Source organism: Paenibacillus sp. NRS-1781 (genome assembly GCF_050467745.1).
In the GTDB taxonomy this organism is placed as follows: domain Bacteria; phylum Bacillota; class Bacilli; order Paenibacillales; family Paenibacillaceae; genus Paenibacillus; species Paenibacillus terrae_A.
Genome location: NZ_JBITPI010000049.1, coordinates 94,712 through 114,506, shown reverse-complemented (window position 1 = coordinate 114,506; position 19,795 = coordinate 94,712). Strand labels below are relative to the sequence as shown.

Below are 19,795 nucleotides of genomic sequence, written 5' to 3'. Positions count from 1 at the left end.
AAAAAAGGATGTCTCTCTGACTTACTAAGCAAACTGGCACCCATATTAGGAACACTTTTTTGAGCGTTCACTTTAGGGTATAAGTTTCATAGTCGTCGGATAACATCCTTTGTTTCTTATGCTTATGAGTTTAAGCTTTACCACAGTTCGTCTTCCTGTGCCTGACGCTCAAGCTGTCGCCGAACAGCAGCCTTGAGCTTATCCTCTGGTATCATCACCTCAACATTACTCTGGGCGCGAGCCTGACAGGACAAGCGGATGCCTTCATCCAGCAGAGATCCCAGCTTGCGGCGCTCTGCATCACTTGGCTGGCCTGCGTGTACAGCCCATTCCTGTGAAATATGCACCTTGCACATGAGACAGGCCGCTTTTCCATCACAACGGGTTGGAATAAACACGTTCGCTTTACGTGCGGCATGGAGCAATGTCGTGCCTTGACCAACCTGTACGCGCCTGTCTGATGGCTTAAACGTAATATGCACATCCATGAACGGCCCTCCATTCTTTTAGCAACCACGAACCTGCCAATTACAGCTTCATTCAGCTTCTGAAATGCAACTCGGGCCACGGCAAAAGCTCTTGTAGCTTAGCCAGTTGGTCATATGTCCAAATGTTGCTGATCAGCAGTTGGTTCAGTACGGCTATATGTCGCTGTGGATCACGCTTTATGGCGTCTGCAATCGCCTCATATCGGTCGGAGCGGTTTCGTAATAGATTAAATAGCAGCTCATGACTGAGTGGCATCAGACGCAGTGAAGAACGCCCCAGGTCCAGTCGGATTCCAGCCGTCCATAGCAACCGCTCGACCTCCAAACGATATAAAGCTCCCTCACACAGCACCTCGAAACCACCCACAAGCTCAACTGGAAATCCCTCCAGCTCATAGTGGCTCAGTAATGAAACGTATGAACCACTACGATCTACCTGCTGTCGATCGATCATTATACCCGGTGCTTTCGCATGGAGCTCCTTTGCTGCGTGAATATCTGCGTAAATATCAATATCTCGGGGCAATCGATCCAGCTCAACCCCCTGCACAAGCAGCGAACAGCTTCCTCCCAGCATCCACGGAACAGCAACGGATTCCCAGCCGTCCGCCAAGCTGCTCAGCGCAGCCGTCAGCTCATGAGGCAGCTTGTTCAATCGCACCGAAGGTATAGCCTTCATCACATTGTTTCCTCCCTTTCAATCCATCATCCCGTTTCCTGTTGGGCAACATTATAACATGTTATGGTGGGTAGTTCGACATTTTATGCACAAGAGAGCAGACGAGAATCTGCTGGAAAATAAAAAAACGTGAACCTGTTCGGTTCACGGAGAATAGAATCAGCCGGTATACGGCCGAATTTTTTATTTTTTCATTATCATTTTCATCAACGCTTCCATATTGGAAGGATTCATTCCGCTCTTTTTGACGGCACCGACAATATCCCTTACTGTATCCTCCGACACCGGAATGTTGGCCATCGCAGATACCTGCTTTATCAGCTGACGCAACTGTGCTTCACTTTGAAGCGTGTCCGCTTTCACGGTGCTTGCCAGCTTTTTCACCGCATTTTCAGATATGTTTTTGCCGCCTTTTTTGTTAATGGCCTTCAACGCATCTTTCGGAAAGTTTTTACTCACATTCTCCCCTCCTCCGCCATTGCTCAACTCAGTGTATGAATGGTGGAGGCCAAAGGTGATTAAGCTTACAAAAGACATGCCATACGCCTAACTGAAAAAAGCTGTCTCAGCCGTAGATAGAATCCACTTGCGAGACAGCCTTTTGTATGTTTTTATGTGTAGCTAAACCTTTACGAATGCCATTGTTCCCATGTTTGCAAAGGCATAACTTCCATTTCGGTTTTCGGGTCGCGCCCCATGAGCGCCTCAACGGCCTTACGGACGTCACGTCCTTCAAATAGTACCCCGTACAGCACTTCAGTAATAGGCATCTGAACGCCCAGCTTTTGCGAGATCGCATAGGCTGCCTTTGTCGTCCGAATGCCTTCTACTACCATGCCCATGGATTCTAGCACATCATCAAGCTTTTGCCCCTGCCCAAGCAACGAGCCTGCACGCCAGTTACGGCTGTGACGGCTCGTTGCGGTGACGACCAGATCGCCTATACCCGCAAGCCCGGAAAAGGTCAACGGATTGGCTCCCATTTCTACTCCGGCACGTGTAATCTCTGCCAACCCACGGGTCAACAAAGCGGCTTTTGCATTATCCCCGAAGCCTAATCCGTCCGACATCCCCGCTCCCAGAGCGATAATGTTCTTCAACGCTCCAGATAACTCCACACCCAACAAATCCCGGTTCGTATATACACGGAAATAAGAGTTCATGAACAGCTCCTGTGCAGCCTGTGCAGCCTTCTCATTAGATGATGCTACGACAACCGTCGTAGGGCATTTCCGCACTACTTCTTCCGCATGGCTCGGACCGGACAGCACGGCAATATCACCCTCCGCGACTTCCAGCTCTTCTGAAATCACCGTGGACATACGTTTGAGTGTTTCTGTTTCAAAGCCTTTAATGGCATGCACAATCAGCATGTCCTTGCTAAAGAATGCTTTCAGACTACGCGCCACCTGACGCGCAGCAGCGGAAGGAGCTACGATTACGACTGCTTTAGCACCAGACACCGCAACTCCCATATCGGTTGTAGCCATAATCCGTTCAGACAGAATGGAGCCAGGTAAATAGTGGTCATTCGTATGCTTCTCATTGATTTCAGCAGCTTGCTGTTCGTTTCTCGTCCAGACAGAGACATGGTTGTTATTGGCCGCAAGGACGGAAGCCAAAGCCGTTCCCCAACTGCCCGCGACCAGCACAGCTATTTTCTCAGACAAGACGATCTCCTCCTTTGGAGCCAAGTTTGTTTTCTTTCCCCTGTACCAGTTTGGCAATGTTGGTGCGATGTCTCCACACAGAAAACACACAAATAACCAGAGCCGTCCAGAAGAACGGCCATTCATAACCAAGTACCAGCAAGATCCAAGGGGTCAAAATGACAAAAATCAGCGAGCCAAGAGAAACATAACGCGTAATTACGATTGCGAGAATCGCAATAATTCCGGCATACAATGCCGGAATTATTGCAATCGAGACCAATACACCAATGGCGGTAGCAATACCTTTTCCTCCACGAAAGTGGAAATATACCGGCCAGTTATGACCTGCAATCGCCGCAACGCCACACAAACCCGGTAACCAGAGTGAATTTCCGCCAAGCCAGTGCCCAATCAGCACCGCAACAATCCCTTTAAGTACGTCCAGCAGCAGTACCAGAATGGCAGGGCCTTTTCCTAGCACGCGAAGCGTATTCGTCGCGCCGGCATTGCCACTTCCATGCTGGCGAATGTCGATTCCTTTTAATTTTCCATACAGCAGACTGAAGCTCACAGAGCCAAGCAAGTAACTGAGTACGATGGCAACGATTTGTAAAATCAACCTATTCGCTCCTAACTTTCGTCAGACTTGCGCCGTGTAAAGATACGAATTGGAGTTCCTTCAAAGTTGAAGGCGGCGCGAATTTTGTTCTCCAGATAACGCTCGTAAGAGAAGTGCATCATTTCCGGATCATTGACGAATACAACCATCGTAGGTGGCTTAACAGCAACCTGAGTCACATAGTTAATACGCAGACGGCGTCCTTTGTCAGTTGGCGGAGGATTAATCGCAACCGCATCGGAAATAACATCGTTCAGCAAATGCGTCTGAATACGCAAGACATGCTGCTGCGCCACATGCTGGACAACAGGGAGTAGCTTTTGCAAGCGCTGCTTTGTTTTCGCAGACAAGAACACAATCGGAGCATAGGTCATGAACAAAAAGTGATCGCGGATTTTAGTTTCAAATTGGCGCATCGTTTTATCGTCCTTATCCACGACATCCCATTTGTTTACAACAAACAGCGAGGCTTTACCCGCTTCATAAGCGTAACCGGCAATGTGCTTATCCTGCTCAATAATACCTTCCTCGCCGTTAATAACGACCAGTACGACATCTGCACGCTCAATAGCACGCATGGCACGCATCACACTATATTTTTCTGTCGTCTCGTATACTTTACCACGTTTGCGCATACCCGCCGTATCAATCAGCACATACTTCTGACCGTCTTTTTCAAAAGGCGTATCAATTGCATCACGCGTTGTGCCTGCAATGTCACTAACAATAACCCGTTCCTCTCCCAGAATGGCGTTAACGAGCGAGGATTTACCTACGTTCGGGCGACCGATCAAGGCAACACGGATCACATCTTCTTCATAAATGTCCTCTTCCAGCTCAGGCAATTTGGACGTAATTGCATCCAACAGGTCACCAAGACCTATACCGTGGCTACCGGAAATGGCAATGGGGTCGCCGAATCCATAAGAATAAAATTCATAAATCAGATCCGCACGTTCCAGATTGTCCACCTTGTTTACAGCCACAATAACAGGCTTGCCCGAACGATACAGCATTTGGGCTACCTCTTCATCAGATTGCGTAATCCCTGCCTTCGCATCACTCATGAATACAATAACATCTGCTTCTTCTATAGCTAGTTCGGCTTGCATCCGGATGGATTTCAAAATTTCATCTTCCCCATCAATCTCAATGCCGCCAGTATCAATAATACTGAAGGATTTACCGTTCCACTCCGATATACCATAAATACGGTCACGGGTGATTCCAGGCTTATCTTCCACTATGGATAAACGATCCCCGATAATCCGATTAAAAATGGTGGATTTACCCACATTCGGACGACCGACAATAGCCACAACGGGTCTTGCCATACATTCACTCCTCCTGTCAATTCTTCCGCTCTCATCATAGCAAAAAACATGCCTGTTAGCGATATTGTCACGTAACAACAATCGGCGAACCCTCTGGGTCCGCCGATGGTGTACGTTATGCTTATAAAGTGTATTGATTCAAACTCATTTAAATTTGTTCAGTTTATCGCCAAAACGTTCGCCAAGCGTAATGCTCAGACCCGAATTGTTCAAAGAAACGTTCGGATTGTTCAGTTCCTCACGAGGCGCGCGGGATGCACGTGGCGCTCTTTCTGCTCTTGGAGCAGCTTCTGGAGCTTCCTCAGTTTCTTTAATGCTCAGGCTAACACGTTTTTCAGTAGGACTCATTTCAAGAATTTTAACCTTAACTTCTTGTCCTTCTTCCAGAACTTCTTGTGGAGTTCCAATGTGTTTGTGGGAAATTTGGGAAATATGAACCAAACCTTCCACGCCAGAAGCGATTTCAACGAATGCACCGAAGTTAACCAGACGTTTAACAACACCTGTTACAATATCACCGTTGTTAAATTGTCCAGCAGCAGATTCCCAAGGACCAGGCTGTGCAGCTTTCATGCTCAGGCTGATTTTTCCTTTTTCAGGGTCCACTTTCAGGACTTTCACTTTTACTTGTTCTCCTTCAGAAACCGCATCGGAAGGTTTGTCAACATGAGTCCAGGCAATTTCAGATACGTGAACCAAACCATCCACGCCGCCTACGTCAACGAAAGCACCGAATTGAGTGAGACGTTGAACCGTACCCACGATTTCTTGTCCTTCTTTCAGCTCAGCCATTACTTTAAGCTTGTTGGCTTCAAATTCTGCTTCTAGAACGTCTTTTTGAGAAAGGATTACTTTGTTGTTCTCACGATCCAGCTCTTTCACGACAACACGCAATGTGCGGCCTTTATAATCGCTGAAATCTTCGACGAAATGGCGTTCTACCATGGATGCAGGGATAAATCCGCGCAGACCCACGTCTACAACGATGCCGCCTTTAACGACATCATTAACAACCACTTCAAGTACTTCTTTACTTTCAAACAGCTGCTCCAGCTTTTCCCAAGCATTTTCACTGTCAATTGCACGTTTGGACAGGACAAGTTTTTCTTTGCCGTCGTCGATGCTGATAATTCTAGCTTCAACCTCTTGGCCTACTTGTACTGCTTCTTCTGCGTTGTCCAAACCAGAAGACAACTCGCGAATTGGAATAATCCCATCGTATTTATATCCAATGCTTACTACCGCTTGGTTATCTTCCAATTTCACGATTGTACCTTTAACGGTGTCACCTTTTTTCAGGGAGACGATTTGATCGAGCTCGTCTTGATTTGCCGCTTCAGCAGCTTCTTGATTTTTAATTTCTTCCGACATGTCAATACCCTCCTCAATTCAAAAAAACCATTTATTTAAACCTGCGCGTAGCAGAGTTCAAAACACTGATAAATTTCTGTTCTAGTTTTCCGAGATTAGACACAATTCATGCAAGCCTTTCAGTTAATCGTAGGCTTGCCGGTGTCTCGCATTGTACGAATACGAGACATAATCTCTTCTGTTGCCAGCTCAAGTGGATCTCCTTCGATAACGGCGCCTTTTTGGAAAGCATCCAAATTAACAGGTTTGCCGTATATCACTTTCGTTTTACGGAAAAGCTTGTAATCACCAACAATGGCGACCGGAACGGCAGCCGCTCCACTACGCAGCGCAAAGCTGGCAGCACCCTTTTTACCGATTCCTCCGGCTCCTCTGGAGCCTTCTGGAAAGATTCCCATAACCTTGCCGTCACGCAAAATGGTCAAGGCCAGCTTAATGGATTCCTTGCTCACACCACCGCGCTTGACCGGAAAAGCTCCCAGCTTGTCAATCAACGGACCAAGTACAGGAGTATTAAATAACTCGGCTTTCGCCATAAAATGAACCTTTCGATCCAGCAAAATGCCAACTGTCGGAGGGTCCAGATTACTAATATGATTAGAACATAACAGTACTCCGCCCTCAGCGGGAACATTTTCGCTGCCTACCGCCTCAAGTCTGAACAGAAAGCGGTATATGAGACGCAAAATACGGACGCATACAGCATATATCATTGGCTGATCTCTCCATCCTTCGCCGTGGTGCAGTAAGATACAATAGTATCGACGACATCCTGAATGCCCATATGGGTCGTATCCAGCACGATAGCGTCGTCACTGCAACGAAGCGGGGATACCTCCCTCTCCTCATCAAGCTTGTCACGCGCCGCAATGTCACGTTCAAGCTGCTCCAGAGTGATATCATCAGCTCCGCCTAGTTCTTTAAACCGGCGAGAGGCACGTTCCTGAACACTTGCGGTCATAAACACCTTGACTTCCGCATCAGGAAGCACAGTGGTTCCAATATCGCGACCATCCATAACGACACCTTTACGCGCGGCCATTTCACGCTGGTTTTCAGTCAAACGCGAACGTAACCCCGCAATACTCGAATACTGTGACACCTTGCCTGTCACTTCCATCGAACGAATCACTGTCGTTACATCTTCCCCGTTACAATAAACCTTTTGGCCTGTAGGGTCCGGTACTAATTCAATCGCCAGCTCAGGCACAAATTGGAGCACTTTTTGTACATTTTCCGCCGGAATTTCCCTGCACATCATGTACCAAGTTGCTGCCCGGTACATCGCTCCGGTATCTACATAGACATAAGAAAGTGCTTTCGCTACCAAGCGGGCCACCGTACTTTTCCCTGCACCAGCAGGTCCATCAATGGCTACATTTATTTTATTACTTGAAGATACATGTTGCCTTGCCAACGGGTAATTCCTCCTAACCTAACCTCAAGAAAAAAGCAGGCATTGCCTGCGACGTGAAAATTATACCACACATTCAGAGTTGATGCAAAATGAACGGCAGGCTAACAAAAAAAGAATAAACCGGGATGATTGCTATTTCCCCCGGAATTCCAACTGACGTTCAAAGCAATATTTGATAAGCTTTTGACGCTCCTGATCAGCAATTTTCTCATATTTCAGCATGATTAGCCTGCGACCATTTTCCATTTGCTGAATACGTACAATTTCGGATTGGAACGGGACATGCTCCTGAGTTCCATTTTTATAAGGGACTAAAATCCAGCAGGACAATGATTCACCTTCTTCCAGGTGATGTGATTCTTGAGTCTGAAAAGAAACGCCTCCGCCTCCTACATCATGCGTCTCAGCTACAAACCTCGATTCGTTTAATCCATACTTTACTGCTATTTCCAGGTTGGCCTGAACCCGTAGAAAATTTCGACGCTGAATTTTGCTGATGCTGTCTGGGACAGGCTTGTGAATGCGGACCATCCGGAGCACATCCTCTTTAAAACCAGTAACATGGGTATTGAAATAGTTTTTTATCCCGCCCTCGCTCATAAAAAATATCGACAATTCTTCTCCTAAAAACAGTTTTTTCAGTTGCCCGCTCGTTTGGGACATGGGTATTTCTATTAGAAAGTTCTGGGATTCCTCTTCCGCAATACGCGACTTAAATTCAAAATGTTCATCCGCATGATCGGTACCAGCCACTTGTATATATAGCACATCATTAATTGCAGGAAACAAACCGCCCACCATCCTTGTCCATTTAAAAGCCTTATTAAGGTATATAATACCACGACTTTGTGCCTATTTTAAGCATTATATTTGTTATAACCATGTCAAAAGTACAAAAAAACCTCCTTAATGAAGGAGGTCTAGCGTGATTAATGGTTCATTTTTACGTATTTACCCTATTTACTCTTAAACGTTACTTCCAGAAGCCGGTTCGTCCGAATCTTTAACTTGCTCAATCGTTTCTTCCATCCCCGTGTCAGCGTTAATGTAGATTCGATAAATGGAACCGTTGATTTTCCCGCCAAATTCGTAACACAGAACTTCTTTGGACAGTTCATTTTCAATTAGCGCTTTCCGGTGATAAGTCTCACGAAACTCAGGGTTCAGCTTCGCACGTGCTGCCTTCACATCCAGCTTAGCCTTCGGAATACGGCGGAGATGGCTGTGCTCGTACACGTAGTCACTTGATTGAAAACCGATCACTTGCCCGTTATCCAGACCGGATCTAACTGTGATTTTTTCTGGATAGATGATCACATCCCCTTGTAGAGTGGCAAATGTGATGCTGGCTAAATTTCCACTTTCATCATAAGAAACAGGCTTCATCCCCGGATATCCCTTACGTTGGAGGTATTCACTCGCATAGCGGATTGCCTCATTGCGAGTTGATTTTTTCGGGCCAACCGTTCTCATATCATGATAAGAAATAAGCTTGCCGCCTTTTTTGGTATAGTCCATGCTGGCTACAGGCTTCTGATTGTTATTCAGAGTAGCTGTATAAGAGGCCCATTCCGTTCCTTTACCATTTTCATGGACACGGATTTGGCTTTCCGGTTTCCCTGTAAATTCTGCCGCATTCCGCTTAATTTGCTCCGCGTTCACAGCAGGAAGACTCAGCTTCTTCACAGAGCGCTTATTATAGATGCTAGCCACGGATGGTCCCCAATCCAGCTCCTTATAGTTCTCCACCTTTTTGTCTACCGTTTGGAAGCCGTCAATAATGGTGTTGTCCTTAGGCCCGGTCTTTGAGCCTGGCGCTGTATCGACATCCATCCAACGCAAATTTTTGCTGAGGACTTTTTGCCGGACTTCATGCATATTCTTCGAAATTTCTCTGGAATTAGTGTATAAGGTTTTCAGGTTTGATAATTCTTTCTCGTTCAATGGCTCGTGATCCAAATCACGGACAGACGTCTGATACGCAAATGCAGATAGATGCGACAACAGATCCTTTGCATGATTAAATGGCATTATATTGAGAGGCAACTGATTAACATCATTTTGGGCCTCACTTGTAATCCTCCACACGTTCATCAAACATTTGCGATGCATCGCGTGTGAAGTATTATGGACAGCAACCGCGTTACCAAGTTGGGAGTGCAACTGGTCCATACGAAACGACAAATCATGGAACGCACGCTGGTATTGATTTTCCGCTTTAATCGACATGCTATTTGCCTGAAGAGACACCTCTTTTCTCATCTGGCTTTCCCGATAACCCCACACAAAAGCTCCTATCATAATCAGGGTCACAATCGGAAACATTACGGTACTAAGTCGTCTATACATTTTGGGAGTCTCCTTTCTTCAAGTACACTAACGATAGTGTGACAAGAAGAATGCTCTCTTATGCATGGTTTTCCATAACTTCGATAATAAACTCACAGTGATCGCAGATACAGCGCTTAAAGCCGGTCTGAACACCCCCTTGCTCCATCCGTCCTCTCAGTACGAAACGTTCACCACACCTTTTACAATGTATTCTCACTTTAATACGCAAAAAAAAGACACCTCTCTCTAACAGGTTTGTCAGATCAGTGTGCCCCAATTCGTTACATATTAACCTTTTCTTCCCGTTTGAATAGTCGAAATGGAGAGCGGTTGTTGGCCCTACTGATTTTCGCCATCCCTCCATACCAGAGGAATGCCATCAGAGGAATAATAAACCAGATCCAGTCATGCGAAATTGTCGTTAGAATCAGGTCATATATGCCATGCCAGAACCACGGAAGTACCAGTGACAGAAGCAACATATATTTGCTTTTCCAGTCCTCTGAAAACTTGGCCTTCCCCATGTAATAGCCCATCATGACTCCAAACATCGCATGACCGGATACTGGAAGCAATGATCTCATCAGCATCATACTAACAGAAGCGTGGCCTGCCCATGCGTACAACAGATTTTCAACGGTTGCAAATCCAAGGGAGATTGCGGCGGCATACAAAATACCGTCATAAGGTTCATCAAACTCGGTGTGATTATATATAAAGTGGTACAGCAAAAACCATTTGAAAAACTCTTCCACTCCGGCCGAAATGCCGAATACCTGAAATAACGTGCTATCCCCCAGCCAAAGCAGCAACCCACGTTGAAAAATCATGACAGGCAGTACCACCAAAAAGCCGAGCAAAAACACTTTGATAACCATGTGCAGCGGCTCAGATTCATATCTGTCCTTCAAGTAAAAATACATTAATAAGGCGAGACCCGGCGCAGTTGCTGCCGCTAAAACAGAAAACAGAAGCACCGATCATCCCTCCATAAAAATGAGTCGGCCCTGCATTCAGCGCAGAGCCGACAAAGTCACTTCGATATTACTTTTCTTTAAGCTCATTAAGAGCGGCTGTCGAAATGAGTGCAGATGACATCAATCGCCTGTTCAGGAATGACCAGCTTGCCATACTCCTCCAGCATTGCCGGTGTTACGGATGAGCCTTCCCCAAATTCAGCAAGAACCGCGATCAAGGCCGCAAGCTTGGACTCTTCTACTTCTTCCGGTTCCAAATGCAGAATCCATTTTCCTCTATAATGATACAGCTTACCTGCATCCGTGGTGTTACTACGGAGCATGTGAGCCGCTTCTATGAGTACTTCGAAATCTCTAAACGCGTAGACGATGGAATCGCTGTGCTCCAGCGTAACTTCCATTTCATATACTTCCTCTGGAAGCTCATCATCAGGACCCGAACCATATTGCTGGTGGTCATATTTCCCTCGAGTGACGATAACTACCATACCCTGAGCAGGAAGCGCAAATACTTCGACGGCTAAAGGTCCCGTGGCGTCGAAGCCCAGCTCGCTATATGCCTGATCCATCATTTCGGTGAACAGCTCATGGACTCTTGGAATCTCTTGCCACATGTCGTCTTTTTGAATACCGCGTTCGCTCAAATCATCAAAGGTAAGGAAAATCCGTATCTTGTCCTGGCTTAATCTTTCTATTTTCATACTGGACCCTCCTCCTGGCAGCCGAGTGTTATTAACAGATTATGATGCATTTATGGTGCTTGTGAAGAAAATGGTTCTATGTAATCATGTTATCATTTTATAATCGTAAATGCACGCAATAAAAATGATAAAAAAAAGAATCATTTGAACGGCTTTTACAAAAAAGCCGCAAAATGATTCAGGATAGAGGTTCCGGGTTACAAACCCGGTACGGCTGTATGAGTTTCTTTCAGGATTTGCTCGACCTCACGCTTAACATCGGGACTGGTGCTGATAAAATCTTTAATCAGCTTCATATTTTCTTCTTTAGTTTGGGCTGTATGGGCGCTATGAGCTGTTTTATCTGTTGTGGAACGGTGATCCTGATCCTTATGGGTGTCTTGCTTATTAAGCGTAATATCACCCATTCCGGGGAACGCCGCGTCCATCATTTTGGTACGGGCTTTTTGAACCAAATTACCGCCTTTTTTTCCATCCATGTCCATAGATAAGCCTAACATACTGCGGTTACGGGAGATCATAGTGCTCGCCACTGCGCCCAAAACGATTCCCAGGAAAAACGAAGATGTTTTCAAAATTAGAACCTCCCTTTGTGGTAGAATCAAGCATAGTGTTCGTCAGCAGAGACAAACTCATACGGTATAAATACAGGAAGGTGAGTTAATGGGTACAAAAACAGCAGCCATTTTGTTGACCGCATGTCTGCTGCTAAGTGCTTGCGCTGCGCCCAAGCCAGAATCGGCAGTCATAAGCAATAACCAGACCCATACAACGTCTGAAACCAGTAACAACACAGACAAAGGTCTGGGCGCAGCTTCTTCCCCAACCAACAACAGTGAGCAAGCAGGCAGTAATCATGGTAATAACTTAATAGCCCAAACAACGCCGCAAACTGGCAAGACTGTCGCCGACAGCAACGAGGCTACAAATTCAACGGATACCGTTAACAAAACGTATCATTGGGACAAGGCTTACAACGTGGTTCCTAACCAACAAGAGGCGGAGAAAAAGATTGTTTTACTGACCTTTGACGACGGACCCAAGGTAGCGGTCATGATCAACAAAATCATTGATATTCTGGACAAGCACAAGGCCAAAGCCATTTTCTTCGTAAACGGTTACCGCGTGAAGGAGCACCCTGAGCAGCTCAAGCTCATACATGACCGTAGGCAGCCTATCGGCAACCATAGCTGGGATCACGTTGTGCTAAAGAACAAATCGGAGGCCGAAGTGAAAAAGCAAATTGAATCGGTGCAAAAAATTGTTGAGGAAACAACGGGGCAAACGCCTGTGTTCTTCCGTCCTCCTCATGGTGCAGGTGGGGATGTCGGCCGCAAGGTCTCCAAGGATTACGGACTTTTATATACGACATGGTCCGTTGGTTCGCTCGATTGGACAATGAAAAAGAGACAGCCGAATAAAACGGATACAATTCTCAAGAATGTTACGGAGCAATTGCATCCGGGTAGCAATATTTTAATGCATGAGTTGCCATGGACCGCAGAAGCGTTGGATAGCCTGTTGACCCGTCTGGAGCAAAAGGGTTACCAATTTGTCGATCCACAAAGTATTGAGGTACCTGCCAGCTAACAGGCCCTTGTGCTTCTATTACCGATCCTAAACGATTGCAAAAGAGCCTCCATTTCCCGCAAGTCATATAAGCGGGTAAGGAGGCTCTTTTAGTATACCGTTTGCAGTGCCTGCACCTATAAATAACTCTAGGCACAAGCGATCACACTGGTTTATAATTACCAGAGCATTTTACTAATGGGTGGTGCCCCTTTGATGCCCCACCACAGCAATGCTGCTGTAATGAGCACAAAAAGTGTGCTCAAAAAATTTAAAAACCACTTACTCACCCGGATACGGCGGGACGGAAACATTTCTGCCCGTGTCTGGTACTCGCTGACAGGAGCATCATCCTCCATCGTCACAGCAACTTCCGGTGCAGCAGCAACGTCAGTCCATTCCGGTGCGGGACGTGAAGCACGGGAGCGAACTGGTTTTGGACTGTTATCTCCCTTGCCTTTGCGTCCATTTCGGCGGGTGCCATAGGTCTGCACTCTGCTAAGTTCCTGATTCATGCTTCATACCTCCGAAAGCGTAGCGCCAAACCGGATATGAGGTCAATCACAAAATGACAAATGATCGGCGCCCACAGGCTACCGGTCTGCACGTATATGTACCCCAAACCGTAACTGCTCAGAAAAACCCAGCCTGTCGGAATCCAATGCCGCAAATACCGGATATGGATGACCGCAAACAAGATACTTGTCCAGTAAGGCCCAAAGCTGTACTGAATCGCCCCCCTGAATAATAGTTCCTCACAGATCGAAACGATGGCTGCTATACATACAATATGCCAGATGGGTCGATTTTGAAACAGCATCTGGTTAATGCCCCCGTCATCCATAGCATCCTCGGGCATAACCCGTGACAGGAGCAGGTCCACTAGCAGCATAGCCGCAGCCAGTCCCAACCCCCACCATAAGACATGCAGACTGTTCGGCCACGCAAACAACTCCAGCACATTTCTTTTCTGAAAAATAATCCAGATTGCGCCGACTATCAGGGTCAGTCCCTGGGTTAGATACAAATTGTAAAGCAGCAAGCGGTCATTCAATTCATGAATTTGCGCTCTTTTCCATTTCACTTTAAGCTTTTTCATAGTAGTTAGTCCTCTGCATAGTCTTCTTAAGCATCATAGCCAAAAAGTCGAACGGATTCAAGAAGGCTTAAAACTTATTATTCTGCAGCTATGTATCTAGCCCGGTGTCCACGCATGTCACATGTCCTATTGACATGTCCATGTAAGCCATGATACATTATGAAAAAATTATTAGCGACAACAACAATGATGGAGAAAAGGTCTTGATTTCGTCTTCAGAGAGTCGGTGCTTGGGTGGAAGCCGGTGGCGGAGTAATTACTTTTAGCGCTCCTGAGTTATTGCACCGAAGCCTCGGATGATTTCCCGGCATTAGATGCAATCGGCAGAAAACCGTTATCCTTTCGGTCATATTTATGACCGCTGAAGGCAGTCCGTTGTGAAACGGCTGCGAATTAGGGTGGTACCACGATAAACTCTCGTCCCTTACTATGGAGATAGTATGCGATTCGGGAGTTTTTTTGATGCCCGCAAACCGCAAAGCGGTTCTGCATATGACCTTTTTAACCGTCAGCTTGGTGCCAAATGCTATTTTACCCCTTTTCTGCGTCAATGCGTTATCACGTTAGTGCTGTCCGCGATCTTCTGTTTTTCAGAAGCATTTCAAGTTTTTTTCACGTTCTTTATGGAATGTATTTCAGTTGAAGTACATCCTGTCCATAAAAGAAGTTAACTTTGAGGAGGAAACCAAATGTTTAAAGTTTTAGTATCCGATCCGATCAGTGACCTGGGCATCCAGCAACTGATGGATGCAGACGATGTAACGGTGGACAAGAACACAGGTCTCAGCGAGGACGAATTAGTTCAAATTATTGGTGACTATGATGCACTGCTCGTTCGTAGCCAAACCCGGGTAACAGAACGCATCATGACAGCAGGTAAGAACCTCAAGGTTGTCGGACGCGCTGGTGTCGGAGTGGACAATATTGATCTGGAAGCAGCAACACAACGCGGAATTATCGTCATTAATGCCCCTGACGGCAACACAATTACGACATGTGAGCATACTTTTGCCATGATGATGGCTCTGGCGCGTCATATTCCACAGGCGTATGCCAAAACCATCGGCGGTACATGGGATCGTAAAACATTCCTCGGTGTTGAGCTGCGTAACAAAACGCTTGGCGTACTCGGTATGGGACGCATCGGCAGCGAGGTGGCCAAACGTGCCAAAGCCTTCGGCATGAGCATTCTCGGCTATGATCCGTTTCTGACGGAAGAACGCGCTGAGAAGCTGGGCATCAAGCTGGCAAGTGTGGACGAAATTATCCGCAACGCGGATTTCATGACGGTACACACACCGTTAACACCGGAAACGAAGCATATGATTGCCCGTCCGCAGTTTGAAGTGATGAAAAAAGGGATGCGTATCATCAACTGTGCCCGCGGCGGCGTTGTCGATGAAATGGCTCTCGTTGAAGCCATTGATGAAGGCATCGTTGCCGGCGCAGCCTTTGACGTATTCGAATCGGAGCCGCCAGCACAGGATCACCCTTTCCTGAGCCATCCGAAAATTATCGTTACTCCGCATCTGGGTGCATCCACGGTAGAAGCTCAGGAGAATGTAGCGATCGACGTATCCGAGCAGGTGCTGCACATTTTGCGTGATGAGCCGTTCAAAAATGCGGTCAACATGCCTCCGGTGCCATCCAACGTGATGACGCAATTGCAGCCTTATTTCTCGCTTGGCGAGAAGCTGGGCAGCTTTGCCGCTCAAGTGACGAATCAGGCTGTACGTGAAATCCAGGTGGATTACGCAGGTGATCTGTCTTCAGTGGATACACAACCACTGACACGTTATATTTTGAAAGGTGTGCTCAGTCGCCATCTGGGCAGCGATGTTAACATTGTAAACTCTGTCCACCTTGCCAAAACACGTGACATCCATCTTGTCGTGTCTCAGGCTCCGGCTACCAAGGGCTTTACCAACCTGATCACCGTCACGCTCAAAACGCAAAGTGGAGAGGAGCAACGTGTAGCAGGTACCCTGCTCGCAGGCTATGGCGAACGTATCGTCCAGTTGAACCAGTTCCCGGTGGACGTGGCACCAGAAGCGCATTTCCTGCTCATCTCCCACAATGACAAACCCGGCATTATCGGGCGTGTCGGCACTCTGCTTGGGGAGAACGGCGTGAATATCGCCTCCATGCAGGTAGGACGTAAAATTATCGGTGGTGAAGCCATCATGATTCTGACCGTTGATAAAGCCGTTCCTAAAGACGTGCTGATCCAACTGGTTGGCTTGCCTGAACTGAATACCGCTCAAGAAGTAGTACTCGATTAAGGTATCAGCATTGCTGAATAATGTTAACATGCTTTACCTAATCAGAGAGGCGTCCGGCGAACCGGGCGTCTTTTTTATATATTCACGCCTCATTCCCAATACCAGCATCAGACCTACTGCTCTGAGAAGCTGAATGTTCCACGTTGAACAAGATAAATGTTGATTTTTCAACAAAAAGCACCCTCTTCCGAGGATGCCTGCGAACCGGGGTACATTCTTCTGTTGGCTTACAAGCCTGTTACAGAGCCCGACTTTGTTTTTTTGGAGATCGGCAGCAAAATAGTGAACTCCGTCCCTTCTCCCAATACGCTGGCTGTGGAGACAGAGCCTCCGTGAGCCTCTACAATATTTTTGACAATAGCAAGCCCAAGACCGGTTCCTTTGTCCACGCCCCGTACTCTAGCCTTGTCTGCCTTGTAAAAGCGGTCAAAAATATAAGGCAGGTCCTCACTGGCAATGCCCACACCTTCATCCTTAATCCGAATGCGAATCAGCTCATGCCGTTCCCCCAAAATCTGATCCGCACTAATGGTAACACTTTTTCCACCGAGCGTATGCCTGAACGCATTATCTAACAAGTTGGTCAGCACCTGCTCCAATCGGTCTTCATCTGCTTCAGGTAGCAGTAGAGGCTGACCTTGCTCATGATAATAATCAAGCGTCAGCCCCTGTTCCTTCGAACGCACCGTAAATTTACGTTGAACACGCTCGATCAGTTCATTGACATTCACTTCCTGACGGTGCATGTCTGTATGACCTGCCTCCATTCGAGCCAGATCAAGCAGATCCTTGACCAGTCTTCCCATACGCAACGATTCATCATGAATGACCCGCACCAATTCCTCGGATTCTTCTGGTGAACCAGCCATTCCATCGAGCAAGGCCTCGCTGTAGCCCTGCATCATGGAAAGCGGTGTACGAATTTCATGGGACACATTAGCAACAAAGTCACTCCGCATCTTCTCCAGCTTGACTTCCTCCGTGATGTCTCTGAGCACAGCGACAGCGCCACGAATCACATTATCCGTGTACAACGGCGCCATCTGTACCGACCAAGAGCCCTGTTTTACATGAATATAGTCTCCGGCGTCCTCTCCCCTGTCCATAACGGTGTGGAACAACGGCAGCAACGGCCCAGGTACAGACACTCCGAATTCCTCCTGATCATGCTCTTGCCACTCCAGCTTTTTCCATCTATCCAGCAGAATTTGTGCAGGCGGATTCGTCAAAATGATTTGTCCGCTTCTGTCGAAGGTCATTACAGCATCAGACATGCTTCTCAGCACGCTGGACAGATGATTCTTCTCCTCATTCAGACTGCGGATCGTCGCTTCCAGCTCCGTAGACATATGATTAAAAGTTTTCGCCAGTTCGCCAATCTCGTCACTTGTTACCAGCGAAAGTCGTGTATCATATCTTCCCTCACGGATCGCATTCGCCGCCTGAATCAACAGCTGCATAGGCTGCGTGATTTTAGTAAAAAGAAACAGAGCAAAAAAAGTCGTAAGTAAAAAGCCGACAATGCATGTATAGGTGAACAAATGCTTGATTTCCGTCGATTCATATGCGGCGAAATTCCTGTTGATGTAAGGCAACAAAAAAAGTCCCAGAAAAATAAGCACACAGCCTACCAAACAAATGATGGTAATCCACAGCTTGCCTACCAGCGATCTCCAGAAGCTCACGTTATTTTGGAACCTCCAGCTTATAGCCGACACCCCAAACCGTTGTAATCATAGCCGCTGCCTCCGGTGATACTTTGTTCAGCTTTTCACGAAGCCGTTTGACATGCGTATCCACCGTTCGTAGATCACCAAAAAATTCATAATTCCATACGTCTTTCAGCAGCTCTTCGCGCGAAAACACCTTGTCCGGCGATACAGCCAAATAATGCAGCAACTCGTACTCTTTAGGAGTGAGACTAATTTCAATCCCGCCTGCACTTACACGATGCGCATCATGCTCAATAATAAGATTCGGAAAAACAATGCTGTTGCTCGGCACCGTCTCCTTGGTCAAAAAAGCAGTTTCTGACGAACGGCGCAAAATCGCCTTCACCCGATAAATCACCTCACGCGGGCTAAAAGGCTTGACCACATAATCATCGGCCCCGACTTCAAAGCCCTGTACGCGGTTCACTTCCTCGCCTTTGGCAGTCAGCATGATCACAGGTGTAGCTTTGGTCTGTCGCAAACGTGTGCAAACTTCAATTCCATCCATGCCCGGTAACATCACATCGAGCAGAATAATGCTGTAATCACTTGCAGTCGCTTTCTGGAGTGCAATTTCGCCATCCTCAGCTTCATCAATTTCATATCCTTCTTTTTCCAGATACATCCGCAGAAGGCGGCGAATGCGTTCTTCATCATCTACAATTAATATGCGGTTGCTTTGTTCTGACATATTCCCAGCCCCTTCGCTAAAAAAAGCATTCTCTCTATTTTACTATTTTCCCGTGTCCGGTCAAACCTTACTCTGTTCATTCAGCTCTCTTTACACCAAAAAGGCCGGGGTTATGACCCCCGTCCTGTCCGTTTCTTTTTCGTGTTGTCTGACTGTGCAAGTTGAATGAGACGGTTGATTTCGTCCTTAGTAAGGGGTCTCGTCAGACCGCGCTTCAGGTTTTGCAGCAAAAGATCGCCGAAGGCAATTCGTTTAAGCTTGATGACCGGATGGGAAATGGCCTCAAACATTCGTCTGACCTGACGGTTTCTGCCTTCATAAATAGTAATCTGGATCACAGACTCTTTGCCGTTCGGGTCCACATCCTTGTATTCTACCTCAGCGGGTGCGGTAATGCCATCCTCCAGCACGATCCCTTTTTTCAGCTTGTCCAGCTCGGTTCCGTGCGGAACGCCTTTGACTGTCGCTACATACGTCTTGGGCACATGATGCTTCGGATGGGTGAGCAGATTGGCGAACTCGCCGTCATTGGTGAGCAACAACAGCCCCTCCGTATCGTAATCAAGACGACCTACCGGATAGACGCGTTCCTTAACGCCTTTCAGATAGTCGGACACGATTTTACGTCCTTCCGGATCGGAAGCACTCGTAATCACGCCTTTAGGCTTGTTCATCATTAAATAGATTTTTTTCTCGGTTTTGATTGGTCTACCCTTTACCGTAATTATATCCTGATCAGGGTCTGCCTTCGTTCCCAGCTCTGTTACGGTAACCCCGTTCACTTCCACGCTACCCGCCTGAATAAGCTCCTCACATTTACGTCGGGAAGCTACACCAGCCTGGGCCAGTATTTTCTGCAATCTTTCCATGTTC

21 protein-coding genes and 1 other annotated feature are annotated in these 19,795 nt (G+C 46.9%); of the genes, 2 read left to right on the top strand and 19 right to left on the bottom strand.

Features of this window, described 5'->3' with window-relative positions:
* Nucleotides 1-137: 137 nt before the first annotated feature.
* The 14 genes from ACIFO6_RS18665 to ACIFO6_RS18600 all read right to left on the bottom strand — a co-directional run bounded on the left by ACIFO6_RS18665 (nucleotide 138) and on the right by ACIFO6_RS18600 (nucleotide 12,144).
* On the bottom strand, nucleotides 138-488 hold the full coding sequence (locus ACIFO6_RS18665) for a 2Fe-2S iron-sulfur cluster-binding protein (RefSeq protein ID WP_430042751.1): 351 nt from the start codon (nucleotides 486-488) through the stop codon (nucleotides 138-140).
* Nucleotides 489-540: 52 nt separating this feature from the next.
* On the bottom strand, nucleotides 541-1,167 hold the full coding sequence (locus ACIFO6_RS18660) for a hypothetical protein (RefSeq protein WP_430042916.1): 627 nt from the start codon (nucleotides 1,165-1,167) through the stop codon (nucleotides 541-543).
* Between the two features lie 183 nt (nucleotides 1,168-1,350).
* Nucleotides 1,351-1,626: a stage VI sporulation protein F gene (locus tag ACIFO6_RS18655; protein WP_430042748.1), complete on the bottom strand. Its 276-nt coding sequence runs from the start codon at nucleotides 1,624-1,626 to the stop codon at nucleotides 1,351-1,353.
* A gap of 170 nt (nucleotides 1,627-1,796) precedes the next feature.
* Nucleotides 1,797-2,837 carry an NAD(P)H-dependent glycerol-3-phosphate dehydrogenase gene (locus ACIFO6_RS18650; protein WP_430042746.1) on the bottom strand — a complete coding sequence of 347 codons (1,041 nt, stop codon included), beginning with the start codon at nucleotides 2,835-2,837 and terminating at the stop codon, nucleotides 1,797-1,799.
* Nucleotides 2,830-3,438, bottom strand: a complete 609-nt coding sequence (plsY, locus tag ACIFO6_RS18645) for a glycerol-3-phosphate 1-O-acyltransferase PlsY (protein WP_430042744.1) — start codon at nucleotides 3,436-3,438, stop codon at nucleotides 2,830-2,832. Before plsY ends, ACIFO6_RS18650 begins: the two co-directional genes overlap by 8 nt.
* 11 nt (nucleotides 3,439-3,449) lie before the next feature.
* Nucleotides 3,450-4,772, bottom strand: a complete 1,323-nt coding sequence (gene der, locus ACIFO6_RS18640; protein WP_430042742.1) for a ribosome biogenesis GTPase Der — start codon at nucleotides 4,770-4,772, stop codon at nucleotides 3,450-3,452.
* A 144-nt stretch (nucleotides 4,773-4,916) separates the two neighbouring features.
* Complete coding sequence (rpsA, locus tag ACIFO6_RS18635; protein WP_430042740.1) at nucleotides 4,917-6,143, bottom strand: 30S ribosomal protein S1; 1,227 nt, start codon at nucleotides 6,141-6,143, stop codon at nucleotides 4,917-4,919.
* Between the two features lie 119 nt (nucleotides 6,144-6,262).
* The gene (locus tag ACIFO6_RS18630) at nucleotides 6,263-6,856 is read right to left on the bottom strand and encodes a lysophospholipid acyltransferase family protein (protein WP_430042738.1); all 594 of its coding nucleotides are present in this window, start codon (nucleotides 6,854-6,856) and stop codon (nucleotides 6,263-6,265) included.
* A complete protein-coding gene (cmk, locus tag ACIFO6_RS18625; RefSeq protein ID WP_430042736.1) occupies nucleotides 6,853-7,560 on the bottom strand; it encodes a (d)CMP kinase in 708 nt (235 codons plus the stop codon). Before cmk ends, ACIFO6_RS18630 begins: the two co-directional genes overlap by 4 nt.
* A gap of 132 nt (nucleotides 7,561-7,692) precedes the next feature.
* Nucleotides 7,693-8,349, bottom strand: coding sequence for a flagellar brake protein (locus tag ACIFO6_RS18620; protein ID WP_430042735.1), 657 nt, complete (start codon nucleotides 8,347-8,349; stop codon nucleotides 7,693-7,695).
* Between the two features lie 177 nt (nucleotides 8,350-8,526).
* Nucleotides 8,527-9,909 (bottom strand): germination protein YpeB, encoded by a 1,383-nt coding sequence (ypeB, locus tag ACIFO6_RS18615; protein WP_430042733.1) that lies wholly within the window; start codon nucleotides 9,907-9,909, stop codon nucleotides 8,527-8,529.
* 263 nt (nucleotides 9,910-10,172) lie between these two features.
* Entirely contained in the window at nucleotides 10,173-10,868 is a 696-nt protein-coding gene (prsW, locus tag ACIFO6_RS18610) for a glutamic-type intramembrane protease PrsW (RefSeq protein WP_430042731.1), read from the bottom strand.
* Nucleotides 10,869-10,954: 86 nt separating this feature from the next.
* A complete protein-coding gene (locus tag ACIFO6_RS18605; protein ID WP_430042729.1) occupies nucleotides 10,955-11,569 on the bottom strand; it encodes a genetic competence negative regulator in 615 nt (204 codons plus the stop codon).
* A gap of 197 nt (nucleotides 11,570-11,766) precedes the next feature.
* Nucleotides 11,767-12,144 (bottom strand): hypothetical protein, encoded by a 378-nt coding sequence (locus ACIFO6_RS18600; protein WP_430042728.1) that lies wholly within the window; start codon nucleotides 12,142-12,144, stop codon nucleotides 11,767-11,769.
* An 88-nt stretch (nucleotides 12,145-12,232) separates the two neighbouring features.
* On the opposite strand from ACIFO6_RS18600, the gene ACIFO6_RS18595 reads away from it, so the two are divergent.
* Entirely contained in the window at nucleotides 12,233-13,159 is a 927-nt protein-coding gene (locus ACIFO6_RS18595; RefSeq protein ID WP_430042726.1) for a polysaccharide deacetylase family protein, read from the top strand.
* A 158-nt stretch (nucleotides 13,160-13,317) separates the two neighbouring features.
* Here ACIFO6_RS18595 and ACIFO6_RS18590 read toward each other — a convergent pair whose 3' ends face one another.
* Nucleotides 13,318-13,653 (bottom strand): hypothetical protein, encoded by a 336-nt coding sequence (locus ACIFO6_RS18590; RefSeq protein WP_430042724.1) that lies wholly within the window; start codon nucleotides 13,651-13,653, stop codon nucleotides 13,318-13,320.
* The gene (locus tag ACIFO6_RS18585) at nucleotides 13,650-14,237 is read right to left on the bottom strand and encodes a type II CAAX endopeptidase family protein (RefSeq protein ID WP_283652267.1); all 588 of its coding nucleotides are present in this window, start codon (nucleotides 14,235-14,237) and stop codon (nucleotides 13,650-13,652) included. Before ACIFO6_RS18585 ends, ACIFO6_RS18590 begins: the two co-directional genes overlap by 4 nt.
* A 177-nt stretch (nucleotides 14,238-14,414) precedes the next feature.
* Nucleotides 14,415-14,665, top strand: a binding site (T-box leader).
* A gap of 261 nt (nucleotides 14,666-14,926) precedes the next feature.
* Between ACIFO6_RS18585 and serA the strand changes: the two genes are divergently transcribed.
* Nucleotides 14,927-16,519, top strand: coding sequence for a phosphoglycerate dehydrogenase (gene serA, locus ACIFO6_RS18580; RefSeq protein WP_430042722.1), 1,593 nt, complete (start codon nucleotides 14,927-14,929; stop codon nucleotides 16,517-16,519).
* Between the two features lie 227 nt (nucleotides 16,520-16,746).
* Here the strand turns inward: serA and ACIFO6_RS18575 are convergent, their stop codons facing one another.
* The 3 genes from ACIFO6_RS18575 to ACIFO6_RS18565 all read right to left on the bottom strand — a co-directional run bounded on the left by ACIFO6_RS18575 (nucleotide 16,747) and on the right by ACIFO6_RS18565 (nucleotide 19,791).
* Entirely contained in the window at nucleotides 16,747-18,204 is a 1,458-nt protein-coding gene (locus tag ACIFO6_RS18575; RefSeq protein WP_430042721.1) for an ATP-binding protein, read from the bottom strand.
* A gap of 1 nt (nucleotide 18,205) precedes the next feature.
* Nucleotides 18,206-18,922 carry a response regulator transcription factor gene (locus tag ACIFO6_RS18570; protein ID WP_014282126.1) on the bottom strand — a complete coding sequence of 239 codons (717 nt, stop codon included), beginning with the start codon at nucleotides 18,920-18,922 and terminating at the stop codon, nucleotides 18,206-18,208.
* A 110-nt stretch (nucleotides 18,923-19,032) separates the two neighbouring features.
* The gene (locus tag ACIFO6_RS18565; protein WP_025685819.1) at nucleotides 19,033-19,791 is read right to left on the bottom strand and encodes a pseudouridine synthase; all 759 of its coding nucleotides are present in this window, start codon (nucleotides 19,789-19,791) and stop codon (nucleotides 19,033-19,035) included.
* Between the last annotated feature and the right edge of the window lie 4 nt (nucleotides 19,792-19,795).

Coding starts and splice junctions, on each gene's coding strand:
- ACIFO6_RS18665 (WP_430042751.1), bottom strand. CDS start 488: ATGGATGTGCATATTACGTTTAAGCCATCAGACAGGCGCGTACAGGTT.
- ACIFO6_RS18660 (WP_430042916.1), bottom strand. CDS start 1,167: ATGAAGGCTATACCTTCGGTGCGATTGAACAAGCTGCCTCATGAGCTG.
- der (WP_430042742.1), bottom strand. CDS start 4,772: ATGGCAAGACCCGTTGTGGCTATTGTCGGTCGTCCGAATGTGGGTAAA.
- rpsA (WP_430042740.1), bottom strand. CDS start 6,143: ATGTCGGAAGAAATTAAAAATCAAGAAGCTGCTGAAGCGGCAAATCAA.
- ACIFO6_RS18630 (WP_430042738.1), bottom strand. CDS start 6,856: ATGATATATGCTGTATGCGTCCGTATTTTGCGTCTCATATACCGCTTT.
- ypeB (WP_430042733.1), bottom strand. CDS start 9,909: ATGTATAGACGACTTAGTACCGTAATGTTTCCGATTGTGACCCTGATT.
- ACIFO6_RS18605 (WP_430042729.1), bottom strand. CDS start 11,569: ATGAAAATAGAAAGATTAAGCCAGGACAAGATACGGATTTTCCTTACC.
- ACIFO6_RS18595 (WP_430042726.1), top strand. CDS start 12,233: ATGGGTACAAAAACAGCAGCCATTTTGTTGACCGCATGTCTGCTGCTA.
- ACIFO6_RS18590 (WP_430042724.1), bottom strand. CDS start 13,653: ATGAATCAGGAACTTAGCAGAGTGCAGACCTATGGCACCCGCCGAAAT.
- ACIFO6_RS18585 (WP_283652267.1), bottom strand. CDS start 14,237: ATGAAAAAGCTTAAAGTGAAATGGAAAAGAGCGCAAATTCATGAATTG.
- serA (WP_430042722.1), top strand. CDS start 14,927: ATGTTTAAAGTTTTAGTATCCGATCCGATCAGTGACCTGGGCATCCAG.
- ACIFO6_RS18570 (WP_014282126.1), bottom strand. CDS start 18,922: ATGTCAGAACAAAGCAACCGCATATTAATTGTAGATGATGAAGAACGC.
- ACIFO6_RS18565 (WP_025685819.1), bottom strand. CDS start 19,791: ATGGAAAGATTGCAGAAAATACTGGCCCAGGCTGGTGTAGCTTCCCGA.